The 16154-nt window shown below is 56.2% G+C and carries 19 protein-coding genes; 13 read left to right on the top strand and 6 right to left on the bottom strand.

All coding sequences use genetic code 11. From position 1 onward, the window contains the following. Positions 1 to 22: 22 nt before the first annotated feature. The 3 genes from pyrC to mdtH form a co-directional block, all read right to left on the bottom strand. The gene (gene pyrC, locus HV157_RS04570) at positions 23 to 1069 is read right to left on the bottom strand and encodes a dihydroorotase (RefSeq protein ID WP_032677867.1); all 1047 of its coding nucleotides are present in this window, start codon (positions 1067 to 1069) and stop codon (positions 23 to 25) included. A gap of 126 nt (positions 1070 to 1195) precedes the next feature. Next, positions 1196 to 1756, bottom strand: a complete 561-nt coding sequence (locus tag HV157_RS04565; RefSeq protein ID WP_020884685.1) for a lipoprotein — start codon at positions 1754 to 1756, stop codon at positions 1196 to 1198. Between the two features lie 124 nt (positions 1757 to 1880). Next, entirely contained in the window at positions 1881 to 3089 is a 1209-nt protein-coding gene (gene mdtH, locus HV157_RS04560) for a multidrug efflux MFS transporter MdtH (RefSeq protein WP_025204466.1), read from the bottom strand. A gap of 236 nt (positions 3090 to 3325) precedes the next feature. Between mdtH and rimJ the strand changes: the two genes are divergently transcribed. The 4 genes from rimJ to murJ all read left to right on the top strand — a co-directional run bounded on the left by rimJ (position 3326) and on the right by murJ (position 7223). After that, positions 3326 to 3910: a ribosomal protein S5-alanine N-acetyltransferase gene (gene rimJ, locus HV157_RS04555; protein WP_013097146.1), complete on the top strand. Its 585-nt coding sequence runs from the start codon at positions 3326 to 3328 to the stop codon at positions 3908 to 3910. A 9-nt stretch (positions 3911 to 3919) separates the two neighbouring features. Next, the gene (locus HV157_RS04550) at positions 3920 to 4570 is read left to right on the top strand and encodes a YceH family protein (RefSeq protein WP_040017136.1); all 651 of its coding nucleotides are present in this window, start codon (positions 3920 to 3922) and stop codon (positions 4568 to 4570) included. 2 nt (positions 4571 to 4572) lie between these two features. Further along, positions 4573 to 5496, top strand: coding sequence for a Gfo/Idh/MocA family oxidoreductase (locus tag HV157_RS04545; protein WP_040017137.1), 924 nt, complete (start codon positions 4573 to 4575; stop codon positions 5494 to 5496). A 191-nt stretch (positions 5497 to 5687) separates the two neighbouring features. After that, positions 5688 to 7223 (top strand): murein biosynthesis integral membrane protein MurJ, encoded by a 1536-nt coding sequence (gene murJ / locus HV157_RS04540; RefSeq protein WP_020884681.1) that lies wholly within the window; start codon positions 5688 to 5690, stop codon positions 7221 to 7223. 59 nt (positions 7224 to 7282) lie between these two features. Here murJ and flgN read toward each other — a convergent pair whose 3' ends face one another. The 3 genes from flgN to flgA form a co-directional block, all read right to left on the bottom strand. Further along, positions 7283 to 7708 carry a flagella biosynthesis chaperone FlgN gene (flgN, locus tag HV157_RS04535; protein WP_025204463.1) on the bottom strand — a complete coding sequence of 142 codons (426 nt, stop codon included), beginning with the start codon at positions 7706 to 7708 and terminating at the stop codon, positions 7283 to 7285. 4 nt (positions 7709 to 7712) lie between these two features. Further along, entirely contained in the window at positions 7713 to 8006 is a 294-nt protein-coding gene (gene flgM / locus HV157_RS04530) for a flagellar biosynthesis anti-sigma factor FlgM (protein ID WP_014169554.1), read from the bottom strand. Between the two features lie 93 nt (positions 8007 to 8099). Continuing rightward, positions 8100 to 8759: a flagellar basal body P-ring formation chaperone FlgA gene (flgA, locus tag HV157_RS04525; RefSeq protein ID WP_020884679.1), complete on the bottom strand. Its 660-nt coding sequence runs from the start codon at positions 8757 to 8759 to the stop codon at positions 8100 to 8102. Between the two features lie 157 nt (positions 8760 to 8916). On the opposite strand from flgA, the gene flgB reads away from it, so the two are divergent. From flgB to flgJ, 9 genes are read left to right on the top strand one after another with little or no spacing between them, the layout of a single operon-like run. After that, the gene (gene flgB / locus HV157_RS04520) at positions 8917 to 9333 is read left to right on the top strand and encodes a flagellar basal body rod protein FlgB (protein ID WP_014169556.1); all 417 of its coding nucleotides are present in this window, start codon (positions 8917 to 8919) and stop codon (positions 9331 to 9333) included. 3 nt (positions 9334 to 9336) lie between these two features. Further along, positions 9337 to 9741, top strand: a complete 405-nt coding sequence (flgC, locus tag HV157_RS04515) for a flagellar basal body rod protein FlgC (RefSeq protein WP_013097138.1) — start codon at positions 9337 to 9339, stop codon at positions 9739 to 9741. Between the two features lie 11 nt (positions 9742 to 9752). Continuing rightward, positions 9753 to 10463, top strand: a complete 711-nt coding sequence (flgD, locus tag HV157_RS04510) for a flagellar hook assembly protein FlgD (RefSeq protein WP_020884678.1) — start codon at positions 9753 to 9755, stop codon at positions 10461 to 10463. A gap of 26 nt (positions 10464 to 10489) precedes the next feature. Then, positions 10490 to 11698 carry a flagellar hook protein FlgE gene (flgE, locus tag HV157_RS04505; protein WP_014169558.1) on the top strand — a complete coding sequence of 403 codons (1209 nt, stop codon included), beginning with the start codon at positions 10490 to 10492 and terminating at the stop codon, positions 11696 to 11698. Between the two features lie 20 nt (positions 11699 to 11718). Next, positions 11719 to 12474 (top strand): flagellar basal body rod protein FlgF, encoded by a 756-nt coding sequence (locus tag HV157_RS04500; RefSeq protein WP_014169559.1) that lies wholly within the window; start codon positions 11719 to 11721, stop codon positions 12472 to 12474. A gap of 11 nt (positions 12475 to 12485) precedes the next feature. Then, entirely contained in the window at positions 12486 to 13268 is a 783-nt protein-coding gene (gene flgG / locus HV157_RS04495; RefSeq protein WP_008500810.1) for a flagellar basal-body rod protein FlgG, read from the top strand. Between the two features lie 57 nt (positions 13269 to 13325). Then, complete coding sequence (gene flgH, locus HV157_RS04490; protein ID WP_023311139.1) at positions 13326 to 14024, top strand: flagellar basal body L-ring protein FlgH; 699 nt, start codon at positions 13326 to 13328, stop codon at positions 14022 to 14024. Positions 14025 to 14036: 12 nt separating this feature from the next. Then, on the top strand, positions 14037 to 15134 hold the full coding sequence (locus HV157_RS04485) for a flagellar basal body P-ring protein FlgI (RefSeq protein WP_014169561.1): 1098 nt from the start codon (positions 14037 to 14039) through the stop codon (positions 15132 to 15134). Then, entirely contained in the window at positions 15134 to 16087 is a 954-nt protein-coding gene (gene flgJ, locus HV157_RS04480) for a flagellar assembly peptidoglycan hydrolase FlgJ (RefSeq protein ID WP_014169562.1), read from the top strand. The genes HV157_RS04485 and flgJ overlap by 1 nt, the downstream gene beginning before the upstream one ends. Positions 16088 to 16154 lie beyond the last annotated feature (67 nt).

Genomic DNA, 16154 nt, shown 5'->3' with positions numbered 1-16154 from the left:
GACAACAAGGGGCACTGATTTTTTAGCGTTTTACCGTCCAGCGAACGGTTTCACCTGCCAGGAATGGGATCAGCGTGTCATCGGTCAGTGGAATGGCTTCCTCAACCTGGCTCTCTTTACGTTCCAGCTCAATGAAGGTCTCATTGACCGGCAACCCATAAAAACGGGGGCCATTGAGTGAGCAGAACGCCTCGAAATGCGGCAGGGCATTCATCTCTTCAAACACGGTTGCATAGCTGGCGAGAGCGGTTGGGGCATTAAAGCAGCCCGCACAGCCGCAGCTTGCTTCTTTGCGATGACGCGCATGAGGTGCGGAATCCGTGCCCAGAAACGCGCGGGAGAAACCGCTGGCAACCAGTTCGCGCAGCGCCTGCTGGTGAATGTTACGCTTGAGGATCGGCAGGCAGTACAGATGTGGACGTACACCGCCAACCAGCATGTGGTTACGGTTAAACATCAAATGCTGTGGCGTGATGGTGGCGGCGATAAGCTCGTTACCGTCGCGGACATACTCAGCGGCATCTTTGGTGGTGATGTGCTCGAAGACCACTTTGAGCGCGGGAAGGCGCTGACGCAGGGGCTCCATCACGGTGTCGATAAAACGGGCTTCACGGTCAAAGATGTCGATCTCGGCATGCGTGACTTCACCGTGAACCAGCAGCGGCATACCCAGTTTCTGCATGCGCTCCAGCACCGGCATGATGGCATCAATGCTGGTAACGCCGTGGCTGGAGTTGGTGGTGGCATTGGCCGGGTAAAGTTTCGCAGCGGTGAATACGCCTTCGTTAAACCCGCGCTCCACTTCGTTTGGATCCAGGGAATCGGTCAGGTAGCAGGTCATCAGCGGGGTGAAATCATGGCCCGCCGGGACGGCATCCAGAATGCGCTGGCGATACGCCATTGCGGCATCGACGGTGGTGACTGGTGGCACCAGGTTAGGCATGACAATCGCGCGGCCATAAATTTCGCTGGTATAAGGCACGACGGTTTTGAGCATATCGCCATCGCGCAGATGGATATGCCAGTCGTCAGGGCGGCGGATTTTAAGAACCTGGGGTTGTGCAGTCATGGAAGCTCCGGCTTGTCAGGAATCAGTCATTCGGATGGCTGTTTATGCCGGACACAAATCATAAGCGGAAACGTTTTCGTTTGCACACTTTTCCGTAAAAAAAAGGGCGCCTCGGCGCCCTACGGATTAATCAGTAAAGGGAATAATGATTTCTCCCGGTTTCACCTCTATCCCTTTAGCATACTTTTTCGCAAGCGCTTCACCCTTGCTCTTGTCTTCACTTAAGACATAGGCTGGCTGCTGATTAAAATAGTTACGCAGAGACTGATTCAGATAAGGCATCAGGGTTTGCAGCACAGATTTCATCTTGTCCGGCGTGACTTCCGCATCGACAACTTCCATCTCCTGCAGGTAAATAGCCCCTTTCTCTTTGTTAAAGACCGGCAGCGCTTTCAGCTTCAGCTTGATATTGGCTTTCTGGTTGCCGAAGAGGGAGGTCATATCGAGGTTTGCATCCCCGTTCAGCGTCACTTTGTTTGGCTCTTCACGTCCTATCTGGCTGGTCAGGTTACTGAGGACGATATGCGCATCTGCAAGCCCGGGCACGCCGATGTCTTTTGAAAAGTTGTTATGTTTTTCCAGCGCCTGATTAATTTCCTGTTCACTGACGGTGTATTGCGTAAGCTGGTTACAGCCCACCAGCAGACCGCTGACAATGAATGCAGCGGCAATGACAATTTTCTTCATAGTGTTCCTCAACGAAAAATCGGCGCTTCTGTCCTGTTACGTCAGTATGTCAGTGTGAAATGGCAGAAACCAGCAGAAAAAACTGAGAAGTGAGGCGGGAGGGACCTCCCGCCAGAGGGAAGGGCTACGCGCCCGGTTCGAGCATGCCGCTTGCGCTGCGCTTCTGGCTGAACTGCCACCAGAGGGCCAGCAGCGTCATAAAGCCCACCGCGCCGAGCATCATCCACGGCAGTTCCGGTTGATTCAGCGCTTTGCCTGCATCAAACAGCCAGCCGCCGCCGGCGTAACCCAAAGCCCCACCAAAGGCCAGACCGAGTCGGCTGAACCCCATATAGCTGCCGCGGGCACGCGCATCTGCAAGCGAGGCGCTCAGCGTCTCACGAGCCGGCTCGGCGATGATAGAGCCGATATAGAAGGTGCAAATCAGCGTAAACAGCTGCTGGAGAGAATTCACCAGACCGATGGGCATCATGCTCAGCGTCATTAAAAACAGCCCGGCCATCAGACGATGCTCCAGGCGAAAACGCCGTTCACTCCAGCGGGCAATCGGATAGAGCAGCGTCAGCGAAAGCGCGGCTTCGATGGCGTACATCCATTTCACGGCGGCCGGGGTTCCCGCAATATCATTGACCATGATAGGCAGCATCAGCATCACCTGCACGGCAAGCATGTAGTAACCCGTCAGGGTCAATACGTAGGTGACAAAACGTTTGTCGTGCAGGACGCGGCCCAGCCCTTCGCGTACCGGCGCTTTCACCGTCGACAATTTCCATGCTGGCAGATACAGGCCATTAAAGAGGGCGCACAGAATAAAGAGCACCGCGCCAGCCGCGCAGACCAGACGGAAATCGTACTGCAGCAACCAGCTCCCCAGAAGCGCGCCAATTACCGCGCCCGCGCTGTCCTGCATCATCAAAATCGAGAAGAAACGTCCGCGGTGCTGCGGGCGAATTAACTTCACCACCAGCGCGGTGCGCGGCGGGTCAAACAGGGTTCCGCCGATCCCGGAGAGAAAGCAGGAGAACCACAGAAGCCAGGGCTCATGGGCAACCGCCATCGTGGCAAAGCCTGCCGCACGAAGCAGCATACCGGTCACAATCATCGGTTTCGCGCCAAAGCGGTCAGCAATGGCGCCGCCAAACACCCCAAGGCCTTGCTGGACAAACTGGCGTAAACCCAACGCGATGCCAACTATCAGCGCCGCCCAACCCATTTGATCGACAAAGCGAATCGAGATAAGAGGAAACACGACAAAAAAGCCGAGCACGACCAGCATGTTATCGACTAGCAGGAAATATTTACCCAGGCTCCTCGCCTGTGATACGCGGGACATTTTCCCTCCAGGGAAAACAGGATGGTGAGCACGCTAACATTCTGCGGGGTTACTGCGCGTTTTCCCACCCCTGGGCGTGACAATATTTTTTTATCAAAAGAGCGCTTTGATAGAGAGTTCTCATCGAAAAATGTGAAAAGAGGTCAAAATGGTATGTCACTGTTTTCACAGACGGCGCAGGCACAGGTATAGTAAAGCTAATGGGTCAGCAGAAGTGACGGGAAGGAGTGGTATCGATGTTTGGCTATCGCAGTAATGTGCCAAAAGTGCGTCTGACAACGGACAGGCTGGTCGTTCGTCTGGTGCATGAGCGTGATGCCTGGCGTCTGGCGGATTATTACGCCGAGAATCGCCAGTTTTTAAAACCCTGGGAACCCGTTCGGGATGAGAGCCATTGTTACCCATCCGGCTGGCAGGCGCGCCTCAGTATGATTGCGGAATTTCATAAGCAGGGAAGTGCGTTTTATTTTGCGCTGCTGGATCCCGAAGAAAAAGAGATTATCGGCATCGCCAACTTTTCAAACGTCGTGCGCGGATCGTTTCACGCCTGCTACCTCGGCTACTCCATCGGTCAGAAATGGCAGGGGCAGGGGCTGATGTATGAAGCATTAACGGTGGCGATCCGTTATATGCAACGCACGCAACATATCCATCGTATTATGGCGAACTATATGCCGCATAATCAGCGCAGCGGTAATTTGCTGGCGCGTTTAGGGTTTGAGAAAGAGGGTTACGCCAAAGACTATCTGCTGATAGATGGAGAATGGCGCGACCATGTCCTCACTGCATTAACCACCCGGGACTGGACAGCGGGTCGCTAAGGAGAAGAGATGAAATATCAGTTAAGCGGTGCAGAAGCGCGCGTCGTCGGATGCCTGCTGGAAAAACAGGTCACGACGCCGGAGCAATATCCGCTCTCTGTCAACGCCGTCATGATGGCCTGCAACCAAAAGACCAACCGCGAGCCGGTAATGAACCTCAGCGAGCATGACGTTCAGGATGTGCTGGATGAACTGGTGAAACGCCATTATCTGCGCACCGTCAGCGGCTTCGGAAACCGCGTCACCAAGTACGAACAACGTTTTTGTAATTCCGAATTCGGCGACCTGAAGTTGAGCGCCGCGGAAGTGGCGGTGATCACGACCCTTTTACTGCGCGGGGCACAAACTCCCGGCGAGCTGCGCACACGGGCTTCCCGTATGCATGAGTTTGCGGATATGCAGGAAGTGGAACAAACCCTGGAAGGGCTTGCAACCCGCGAGGATGGCCCTTACGTGGTGCGTCTGGCACGCGAACCGGGCAAGCGTGAGAGCCGCTATATGCATCTCTTCAGTGGCGAGGTGGATACCGCGACGCTGGCAACGGAACAAGAGTCCACTGTTGTCAGCGGCAACCTGACGGCGCGCGTGGATGCGCTGGAAGAGGAGGTCGCTGGGCTGAAGCAGCGCCTGGACGCACTGCTGGCACATTTGGGAGATTAACAGTGAAAAAATTACGTGTAGGCGTGGTGGGGCTTGGCGGTATTGCGCAGAAAGCCTGGTTACCGGTATTAGGCGCGGCAACGGACTGGACGCTTCAGGGCGCGTGGTCACCTACCCGCGAGAAGGCTGAACGCATCTGCGCAACCTGGCGGATACCATACGCCGCTTCGCTGTCTGATCTTGCCCGCGAGTGCGATGCGGTATTTGTGCATACCTCAACGGCAACGCACTATCAGGTGGTCAGCGAACTGCTGAATGCCGGTGTTCACGTCTGTGTGGATAAGCCCCTGGCGGAGAACGTTCAGGATGCCGAGCGACTGATAGAGCTGGCGGCACGCAAGAACCTGACGCTGATGGTGGGCTTTAACCGCCGCTTCGCTCCGCTTTATCAGCAACTGAAGGCACAGCCGGGCGCGCTGGCCTCTCTGAGGATGGATAAACACCGTACCGACAGCGTCGGGCCAAACGATCTGCGCTTTACGCTTCTCGATGATTATCTGCACGTGGTGGACACGGCGCTCTGGCTGACAAACGGCCAGGCTCAGCTGAAAAGCGGGACCCTGATGACCAACGATCTGGGCGAGATGGTCTACGCCGAGCACCACTTTGCGCTGGAACATCTGCAGGTGACCACCACCATGCATCGTCGTGCGGGCAGTCAGCGGGAGTTCGTCCAGGCCGTCACTGACGGTGCGCTGTATGACATCACCGACATGCGGGAGTGGCGTGAAGAGAAGGGCAACGGTGTGGTCACGCTTCCGGCGCCGGGCTGGCAGAGCACTCTGGAGCAACGCGGCTTCGCGGGATGCGCCCGTCACTTCATTAGCTGCGTGCAAAATCAGACGGTTCCGGAAACCGCCGGTGAACAGGCCATCATGGCGCAACGCATCGTGGAACGACTCTGGCGAGAGGCCATGAGTGAATAACCCTCTGTAACATCTGCCGATAGTAATTCCCTTAAATCCGGGTAGACTAAGCGCCGATTGTTGGTTTCGCCGGGAGGCTTTTCGCCTACCCGGCCTGCAAATCCGAAGGCCTGCGCAAGCGCAACGCCGTCGGGCATTCATTACGCCTGCTCTGCAGGCGTTTTGCCGTATGGTTGTGGAAATTCACATTAATGAACTTATTAAAATCGCTGGCAGCCGTCAGCTCGATGACCATGTTTTCTCGCGTACTGGGTTTTGCGCGCGATGCCATTGTGGCAAGGGTTTTTGGTGCTGGGATGGCAACGGACGCCTTTTTCGTCGCGTTCAAACTGCCGAATTTATTGCGCCGTATTTTTGCTGAGGGGGCTTTCTCGCAGGCCTTCGTTCCAATTCTGGCGGAATATAAAAGCAAGCAGGGCGAAGATGCTACGCGGGTGTTTGTCGCCTACGTCTCCGGGCTGCTGACGCTGGCGCTGGCTATTGTGACAGTTCTGGGGATGCTGGCTGCGCCCTGGGTGATTATGGTGACCGCGCCGGGGTTTGCCGACACCGCTGATAAATTTGCGCTCACCACCCAGCTGCTGCGCATTACCTTTCCTTATATCCTGTTGATCTCACTGGCCTCGCTGGTGGGGGCAATCCTCAATACCTGGAACCGCTTCTCCGTTCCGGCGTTTGCGCCGACGTTTTTGAATGTCAGCATGATTGGCTTTGCCCTGTTTGCCGCACCGCATTTCAACCCGCCGGTACTGGCGCTGGCCTGGGCGGTGACCGTGGGTGGCGTCCTGCAGCTGGCATATCAGCTGCCGCATCTGAAGAAAATTGGCATGCTGGTTCTGCCGCGCATTAATTTCCGTGATGCCGGCGCAATGCGCGTCATGAAGCAGATGGGACCTGCAATCCTCGGGGTTTCTGTCAGCCAGATCTCACTTATCATCAATACCATCTTTGCGTCTTTCCTGGTGTCCGGTTCGGTCTCCTGGATGTACTACGCTGACCGTCTGATGGAGTTTCCTTCTGGCGTACTGGGCGTCGCGCTGGGGACGATTCTGCTGCCGTCGCTCTCTAAAAGCTTTGCCAGCGGCAACCATGATGAGTATTGCCGCCTGATGGACTGGGGCTTACGCCTCTGTTTCCTGCTGGCACTGCCAAGCGCGGTGGCGCTGGGGATCCTCGCGAAACCGCTGACCGTCTCGCTATTCCAGTACGGTAAATTTTCAGCCCATGATGCGTCCATGACTCAGCAGGCGCTGGTGGCGTACTCGGTGGGATTGATGGGGCTGATTGTTGTTAAAGTGCTGGCACCAGGGTTCTACTCCCGTCAGAACATTAAAACCCCGGTGAAGATTGCCCTGGTGACGCTGGTGATGACCCAGTTGATGAACCTGGCGTTTATTGGCCCGCTGAAGCACGCGGGTCTGGCTCTGTCTATTGGTCTGGCGGCCTGTCTGAATGCCGGGCTGTTGTACTGGCAGCTGCGTAAGCAGGATATCTTCACGCCGCAGCCGGGCTGGGCGAGTTTCCTTGTGCGACTGGTTATCGCGGTGCTGGTGATGGCAGCGGCGTTGCTCGGCATGATGCACGTGATGCCGGAGTGGTCGCTCGGCACCATGCCTTATCGTCTGCTGCGACTGATGGCCGTGGTGGGTGTTGGGGTTGTGGCTTACTTTGCCACCCTCGCCGTGTTGGGCTTCAAAGTGAAAGAGTTTGCCCGCCGTACGGCATAAACGCCAAAAGGGGAGTTCACCTTATGGTGCTCCCCACTGCTTGATTTGTCGCTTATGCTTCAAATCGAAATCTTTTTCCCGCCCGTAATACGTGCCGTCGCTGTCTGGCCATCCGCACCGTACAGCCCGGTTTCTTTATGCGGTTTTAACACCTCAAGCGCTTGCTGATTACGCTCTATCTGACCTTCAAGCAGCCAGCCGTTATGCTGGTTGAGATCGCGAAGGTGCTGGGTTTTTTCTGTAATAGTCTGCCAGCGCTCAACGATATCGTCGTTAGCACTGCGCTTAGGATCCTGCTCAGCGCGACGTTGCTGCTCAAGGTAATCCAGCGTCGCCAGAAGCGAGCTTTTGTCTTCAGTAATACGCTGCAACGCGCTGCCGTTGATGTGACCGGAAGAGAGGTGCTGTTGCTCAGCGTCCATTACCGTTTTCAGGTCGTTCAGGACAACCGTCATTTGATCCAGTATTTCTGACAGTCGACTCATACGGTTAGTTACTCTGTAAGAAACTCTGCGCTTCCTGAATCAGGGCGTCAGCAATTTTGCTGGTGTCCATTTTCAGCTCGCCGTTACGAATAGCCGTTTTCAGCGCTTCAACGCGTTCCATGTTGATATCGTTGCCGCCTGGCTGCATCAGTTTTGCCTGGGCATCGCTCAGGGTTACGCTGGTGCTGTTAGACGTTGACGGTTTTTCCAGACGCGTTTTCTGCGGCGTAGCGTCATTCGTTTCGCGAGGTTGTACAGCGCTTACCGGCTTCAGGGCTGATGTACGATCAATGCTCATAGTGTTGTCCTCATCGAGGGTTCGCGGCGTTGGCGCCTGACATCATCAATAGTTGAATATTTATCGGCAGCTGCAGCGAAATCTTTAAAAAGATTATAGGTTAATCAGAATATTCCCATCAGAATCGACGGTTCCGCTAACCACCTGCCCTGAAGACATTCTGACGCGGGCATTTTGCGCTACCGCGGCATTGTTTAACGCTTTCCCTTCACTGTTGATACTGAAGCCATCTCCATTGGCCACCACCATCACCTGTTGACCCGCCTTGACGCGCCACGCCTGGCGCAGCATCGACAGCTGTATCGGCTGGCCCGGTGCGACATCACGCAGGCTGACGGCGTCCTGCGCCTGGTTAATTTCAAGCATTGTCCGTGGCGGCAGCTGATCCAGACGGCCGCGCTTCAACGTCACGCTGTTGGCCTGTAGTGCGGTACCCCGGGCAATGGGGACAGCGGCGACAACATAATTGCCTGTCGCCTGGACTGCAACCTGTAAATACCGTTTTTCGTTGGCGCAGCGTGCCAGCACGTTCACGTTCCCCCACAGTCTGGTGGTGCCGGTCACGGTAAATGACGGCTGCTCACAGGAGGGATACAGATTCGGTGGCGTGCGTACCGTGACGACAACTTCATCGCTAAAGCCCGCCAGCTTCTGGGCAAAAAAGGTGTTTAGCTGATCCTGTAAACCATCCGCCTGCACCAGGGGGCTAAAAAGCAAGAAAGTTGCCATCAGGCCACGTTTTAACGTTTGCATCGCAAGTTCCACCGTTTCCAGAATTGAGTGAATTCTACCTGCAGTGGTTTTTCATCAACGCAATAAATAGCGACGCATTTTGCGCTTATTCCGTCGATAAGGCGGATGGGTTGAGATTTAAGCTGTGAACTGAAATTTTGCCATCAGCGGAGGAGACATGCTCGATAAACTCGACGCCGCGTTACGTTTTCAGCAGGAAGCGCTCAATTTACGTGCCCAGCGGCAGGAAATTTTAGCCGCCAATATCGCTAACGCCGATACGCCAGGGTATCAGGCGCGCGATATTGATTTTTCCAGTGAGCTTAAAAAAGTGATGGAGCGTGGACGCGCAGAAGGGAGCGGTGTCGCGCTCGCGCTGACCTCCTCACGTCATATTCCCGCTCAGACGATGACCGCACCAACGACCGATTTGCTTTATCGCATTCCCGACCAGCCTTCACTCGACGGTAACACCGTGGACATGGACCGGGAGCGTACACAGTTTGCCGATAACAGCCTGAAATACCAGACAGGCCTGACCGTTCTCGGCGGACAAATCAAAGGCATGATGAACGTCCTGCAGGGGGGCAACTGATAAATGGCCTTGCTGAATATTTTTGATATCGCCGGCTCGGCGCTTACCGCGCAGTCCAAACGTCTGAACGTAGCCGCCAGTAACCTGGCGAACGCCGACAGCGTGACCGGACCAGACGGTCAGCCTTATCGTGCGAAACAGGTCGTCTTTCAGGTCGATGCGGCGCCAGGTGCGGCCACCGGCGGTGTGAAAGTCTCTGATGTGGTTGAGAGCCAGGCACCGGACAAGCTGGTGTATGAGCCAGGCAACCCGCTGGCAGATGCTAACGGTTACGTAAAAATGCCTAACGTAGATGTGGTGGGTGAGATGGTGAACTCCATGTCGGCGTCACGCAGTTACCAGGCAAACGTCGAAGTGCTTAATACCGTGAAGAGCATGATGCTCAAAACACTCACTCTCGGCCAGTAAAGGAGACATGCATGTCCATCGCCGTAAATGTGAATGATCCCACGAACTCAGGTGTTAATGGCGCCAAAAGTTCGACGGGTTCCAACGCCCTGACGGGCAGTAACGCGTCCGATCTGCAGAGCAGCTTTCTGACGCTGCTGGTGGCGCAGCTGAAGAACCAGGATCCCACCAATCCGATGCAGAACAACGAGCTGACCACGCAACTGGCACAGATCAGTACCGTCAGCGGCATTGAAAAACTCAATACCACCCTTGGCTCCGTTTCCGGTCAGATTGACAACAGCCAGTCTCTGCAGGCTGCGAATCTGATTGGTCATGGGGTGATGATCCCGGGGACCACGATCCTTGCCGGCACCAGCACTACCGAGGGGACGTCAACCACGACCACCACGCCGTTTGGCGTTGAGCTGCAGCAGCCGGCTGACAAAGTGACTGCGACGATCAGCGATGCGAGCGGGGCAGTGGTACGCACCATTGACATCGGTGAGCTGAAGGCAGGCGTACACACCTTTACCTGGGACGGCAGCCTGACCGACGGCACGAAAGCACCAAACGGTTCTTACAAAGTGGCGATCAGCGCCAGCAACGGAACCACCCAACTGGTGGCGCAGCCGCTGCAGTTCGCGCTGGTTCAGGGCGTGATTAAAGGCGCCGGCGGTAACAAACTGGATTTGGGTACCTCGGGTACCACCACGCTCGACGAAGTTCGGCAGATTATCTAAGCCTTAACACTTATCAGGAGTAAGTCATGGCCTTTTCTCAAGCGGTCAGCGGCCTGAATGCTGCGGCCACCAACCTGGATGTCATTGGCAACAACATCGCCAACTCCGCGACCTATGGTTTTAAATCCGGTTCTGCCTCATTTGCAGATATGTTTGCCGGTTCCAAAGTGGGTCTGGGCGTGAAAGTTGCGGGCATCACTCAGGACTTTACCGACGGTACGACGACCAACACCGGTCGTGGTCTGGACGTCGCCATCAGCCAGAACGGTTTCTTCCGTATGGTCGATTCCAACGGCTCTGTGTTCTACAGCCGTAACGGTCAGTTCAAACTGGACGAAAATCGTAACCTGGTGAACATGCAGGGTCTGCAATTAACCGGTTATCCTGTTGCGGGTACCCCGCCAACGGTTCAGACCGGCGCTAACCCGCAGGCGATCAATATCCCAACGACCTTGATGGCGGCGAAATCCACCACCACCGCGTCCCAGCAGATCAACCTGAACTCTACTGACACCGCGCCAACCACGGCCTTTGATCCGACCAACCCTGACAGCTACAACAAAAAAGGGACGGTGACGGTCTTTGACAGCCAGGGTAATGCGCACAACATGAACCTGTTTTACGTTAAAGACGCGACTCCGGCAAACTCCTGGAAAGTCTATGCCCAGGACGGCAGCGTTGCAGGAAGCACGCCATCCCTGGCGACCACGCTGACCTTCAACACCAGCGGCGTACTGACCGGCGGCGGCAGCATCAATATCACCACCGGCACCGTTCCAGGTGCAACGCCAGCCACGTTTGCGATGAGCTTCGCCAATTCCATGCAGCAGAACACCGGCGCCAATAACATCGTGGCAACCAACCAGAACGGTTACAAACCGGGTGACCTGGTGAGCTACCAGATCAACGACGACGGCACCGTGGTGGGTAATTACTCCAACGAACAGACCCAGGCCCTGGGCCAGATCGTGCTGGCTAACTTCGCCAACAACGAAGGTCTGAAGTCTGAAGGCGATAACGTCTGGTCTGCCACCCAGTCTTCCGGCGTGGCGCTGCTGGGTACCGCGGGCTCCGGTAACTTCGGTACGCTGACCAACGGTGCGCTGGAAGCGTCTAACGTGGATCTGAGTAAAGAACTGGTGAACATGATCGTCGCGCAACGTAACTATCAGTCGAACGCGCAGACCATCAAAACCCAGGATCAGATCCTCAACACGCTGGTTAACCTGCGTTAAGCGGCTGACAGGAAAGCGCAATGGATCACGCAATATATACCGCGATGGGCGCGGCAAGCCAGACGCTCAATCAGCAGGCTGTTACTGCCAGCAACCTGGCAAACGCCTCTACACCGGGCTTTCGTGCGCAGCTTAATGCGCTGCGTGCGGTCCCGGTGGAAGGGCTCTCCCTGCCGACGCGTACGCTGGTTACGGCCTCTACGCCGGGTGCGGATATGACGCCAGGCCAGATGGATTACACCTCACGCCCGCTGGACGTTGCCCTGCAACAGGACGGCTGGCTGGCGGTGCAGACCGCTGACGGCGGTGAAGGATATACCCGTAACGGTAACATCCAGGTGAGTGCCACGGGCCAGCTGACGATTCAGGGTCATCCGGTAATGGGTGAAGCGGGTCCGCTGACGGTGCCGGAAGGGTCTGAGCTGACTATCGCGGCCGACGGGACCATTTCGGCATTGAACCCGGGCGATCCGGCCAATACCGTTGCGCCCGTTGGGCGTCTGAAGCTGGTGAAGGCGGAAGGCAAAGAGGTGCAGCGTGGCGATGACGGGATGTTCCGTCTGACCCAGGCGACCCAGGCCACTCGGGGTGCCACGTTACAGGCCGATCCGAGCATCCGCGTGATGTCCGGCGTTCTGGAAGGCAGTAACGTCAAGCCGGTCGAAGCGATGACCGACATGATCGCCAGTGCCCGCCGTTTTGAAATGCAGATGAAGATTATCAGCAGCGTTGATGAAAACGCGGGCAAGGCTAACCAACTTCTGGCTATGAGTTAACAGGACTCCTTATGATCAGTTCTTTATGGATCGCGAAAACTGGCCTGGACGCGCAGCAAACCAACATGGATGTGATTGCCAACAACCTGGCAAACGTCAGCACCAATGGTTTCAAGCGTCAGCGTGCGGTTTTCGAAGATTTGCTTTATCAAACCATCCGCCAGCCGGGAGCGCAGTCTTCTGAACAAACGACGCTGCCATCCGGCCTGCAGATTGGTACCGGTGTTCGTCCGGTAGCCACCGAGCGTCTGCATAGCCAGGGCAACCTGTCTCAGACCAACAACAGCAAAGACGTGGCAATCAAAGGCCAGGGGTTCTTCCAGGTGCAGCTGCCTGACGGAACTTCTGCCTATACCCGCGACGGATCGTTCCAGGTCGATCAGAATGGTCAGCTGGTGACGGCGGGTGGTTTCCAGGTTCAGCCTGCGATTACCATCCCGGCGAATGCCCTGAGTATTACTATCGGGCGTGACGGCGTGGTGAGTGTGACGCAGCAGGGGCAGGCCGCACCTGTTCAGGTTGGACAGCTAAACCTGACCACCTTCATGAACGACACCGGTCTGGAAAGCATTGGTGAGAACCTCTACACCGAAACGCAATCCTCCGGTACGCCAAATGAAAGCACCCCGGGCCTCAACGGTGCGGGTCTGTTGTATCAGGGTTATGTGGAAACCTCGAACGTGAACGTTGCGGAAGAGCTGGTGAATATGATCCAGGTCCAGCGCGCGTATGAAATTAACAGTAAAGCAGTGTCGACGACCGACCAGATGCTGCAGAAACTGACGCAACTCTAAGGTGTAGCCCGGTGCGGTCAACGCCGCGCCGGCTCCCTGTTTTCGAAGATGAAGGCAATGCAAAAAAACGCGGCGTTTCGTTATCCGATACTGACTGTTCTGGCTGTCACCCTCAGCGGGTGTGCCTTGATCCCGTCTAAACCTTTAGTGCAGGGTGCGACTACCGCCCAACCCGTTCCTGGCCCGGCGCCAGTGGTGAACGGCTCCATTTTCCAGACCGCGCAGCCAATCAATTATGGCTATCAACCGCTGTTTGAAGATCGCCGCCCGCGTAATGTCGGCGATACGTTGACCATTGTGCTGCAGGAAAACGTCAGCGCGAGCAAGAGCTCGTCGGCGAATGCCAGCCGCGATGGCAAAACCAATTTCGGTTTCGATACCGTTCCACGCTATCTGCAGGGCCTGTTCGGCAATGCGCGTGCTGATGTCGAGGCCTCTGGCGGCAATACCTTTAACGGTAAAGGTGGCGCGAATGCCAGCAATACCTTTAGCGGCACGCTGACGGTGACGGTTGACCAGGTGCTGGTTAACGGCAATTTACACGTTGTGGGTGAAAAACAGATCGCCATCAATCAGGGCACTGAGTTCATTCGTTTCTCGGGCGTGGTTAATCCTCGCACCATCAGCGGCACCAACACCGTTCCGTCCACCCAGGTGGCGGATGCGCGCATCGAGTACGTCGGTAACGGCTACATCAATGAAGCGCAAAATATGGGTTGGCTGCAGCGTTTCTTCCTTAACTTATCGCCGATGTAAGCGAGGTGACCCATGTTTAAATCGATCTTCGCCGTGGCGCTGGCGCTGGTGGCAACGTTTGCCCAGGCTGACCGTATTCGCGATCTCACCAGCGTTCAGGGCGTACGCGAAAACTCGCTGATTGGCTATGGCCTGGTGGTGGGTCTGGACGGAACAGGCGACCAGACCACCCAGACGCCATTCACGACTCAAAGTTTGAACAACATGCTTTCCCAGCTCGGTATTACCGTCCCGGCGGGAACCAACATGCAGCTGAAAAACGTGGCCGCGGTCATGGTCACCGCCTCCTACCCGGCGTTCGCGCGCCAGGGGCAGACAATTGATGTCGTGGTCTCGTCAATGGGTAACGCCAAAAGCCTGCGTGGTGGCACGCTGCTGATGACTCCGCTGAAAGGGGTCGACAGCCAGGTTTATGCGCTGGCGCAGGGGAACATTCTGGTCGGCGGTGCCGGCGCGTCTGCGGGCGGCAGCAGTGTGCAGGTGAACCAGCTGAACGGCGGGCGTATCACCAATGGTGCGATCATTGAGCGTGAACTGCCGACCCAGTTTGGCGCAGGTAACACCATTAACCTGCAGCTGAATAATGAAGACTTCACGATGGCGCAGCAGATTGCCGACACCATCAACCGTAGCCGCGGCTATGGCAGCGCCACGGCGCTGGATGCCCGTACCGTGCAAATCCGCACCTCTACCGGCAGCAGCAACCAGGTCCGTATGCTGGCTGATATCCAGAATATGGAAGTGAATGTTCCGGTTCAGGATGCCAAAGTGATTATCAACTCGCGCACCGGTTCGGTCGTAATGAACCGCGAAGTGTCGCTCGACAGCTGTGCCGTGGCGCAGGGTAACCTCTCCGTGACGGTTAACCGCTCCGCCAACGTCAGTCAGCCTGATACCCCGTTCGGGGGTGGCCAGACCGTGGTGACGCCACAAACGCAGATTGATTTGCGCCAGAGCGGTGGATCGCTGCAGAGCGTACGCTCCAGCGCGAACCTCAATAGCGTGGTTCGGGCCCTGAATGCCCTGGGGGCGACGCCGATGGATCTGATGTCGATTCTGCAATCCATGCAAAGCGCGGGCTGTCTGCGCGCCAAACTGGAAATCATCTGATGCTGACCGATAGCAAGCTGTTGACCGGTGCTGCCTGGGATGCCCAGTCGCTCAACGAACTGAAAACCAAAGCAGGTAAGGACCCGGCGGCGAATATCCGCCCGGTCGCCCGCCAGGTGGAAGGGATGTTTGTACAGATGATGCTGAAAAGCATGCGTGAAACCCTGCCGAAAGACGGGATGTTCAGCAGTGATTCAACCCGTCTTTACACCAGCATGTATGACCAGCAGATTGCGCAGCAGATGACCGCCGGGAAAGGCCTCGGTCTGGCTGATATGATTGTCAAACAGACCGAAGCCGCGCAGGGCATCCAGCCGGATGATAAGCCACAGCAGGTGCCGATGAAGTTCGACCTGCAAACGGTGACCAGTTATCAAAATCAGGCCCTGACGCAGATGGTGCGCAAAGCCGTACCGAAGGCCACGAGCACCAGCGATGAGCCACTTTCTGGCGACAGCAAAGACTTCCTGGCGCAGCTCTCGCTGCCGGCACGTCTTGCCAGTGAACAGAGCGGCGTGCCTCATCACCTGATCCTCGCGCAGGCGGCGCTGGAGTCCGGCTGGGGTCAGCGGCAGATCCGTAAAGAAAACGGCGATCCGAGCTTTAACATCTTCGGCGTGAAGGCCACGTCGAGCTGGAAGGGGCCGACCACCGAGATCACCACCACTGAATATGAAAACGGTGCGGCGGTGAAGGTTAAAGCCAAATTCCGCGTCTATAGCTCCTATCTGGAAGCCTTATCCGACTATGTGGGCCTGTTGAGCCGAAATCCGCGTTACACCGCCGTTACACAGGCGGCAACCGCGGAGCAGGGCGCTCAGGCACTGCAGAATGCGGGCTACGCCACCGATCCGAACTATGCGCGTAAGCTCACCAGTATGATTCAGCAGCTGAAATCGATGGGCGAGAAGGTCAGCAAAGCCTATAGCACAGATATCGAAAATCTGTTCTGAAAGTTCTCAAGTCCCGGTGGAGGCTGCCGATAACCTTCATCAGGACTCGTGTCTGAACGTATAAAAG

It is taken from the genome of Enterobacter sp. RHBSTW-00318 (genome assembly GCF_014101375.1).
Lineage (GTDB): Bacteria > Pseudomonadota > Gammaproteobacteria > Enterobacterales > Enterobacteriaceae > Enterobacter > Enterobacter ludwigii.
Note: the sequence above shows the minus strand (reverse complement) of the source record. Positions and strands in the feature narration are given on the sequence as shown.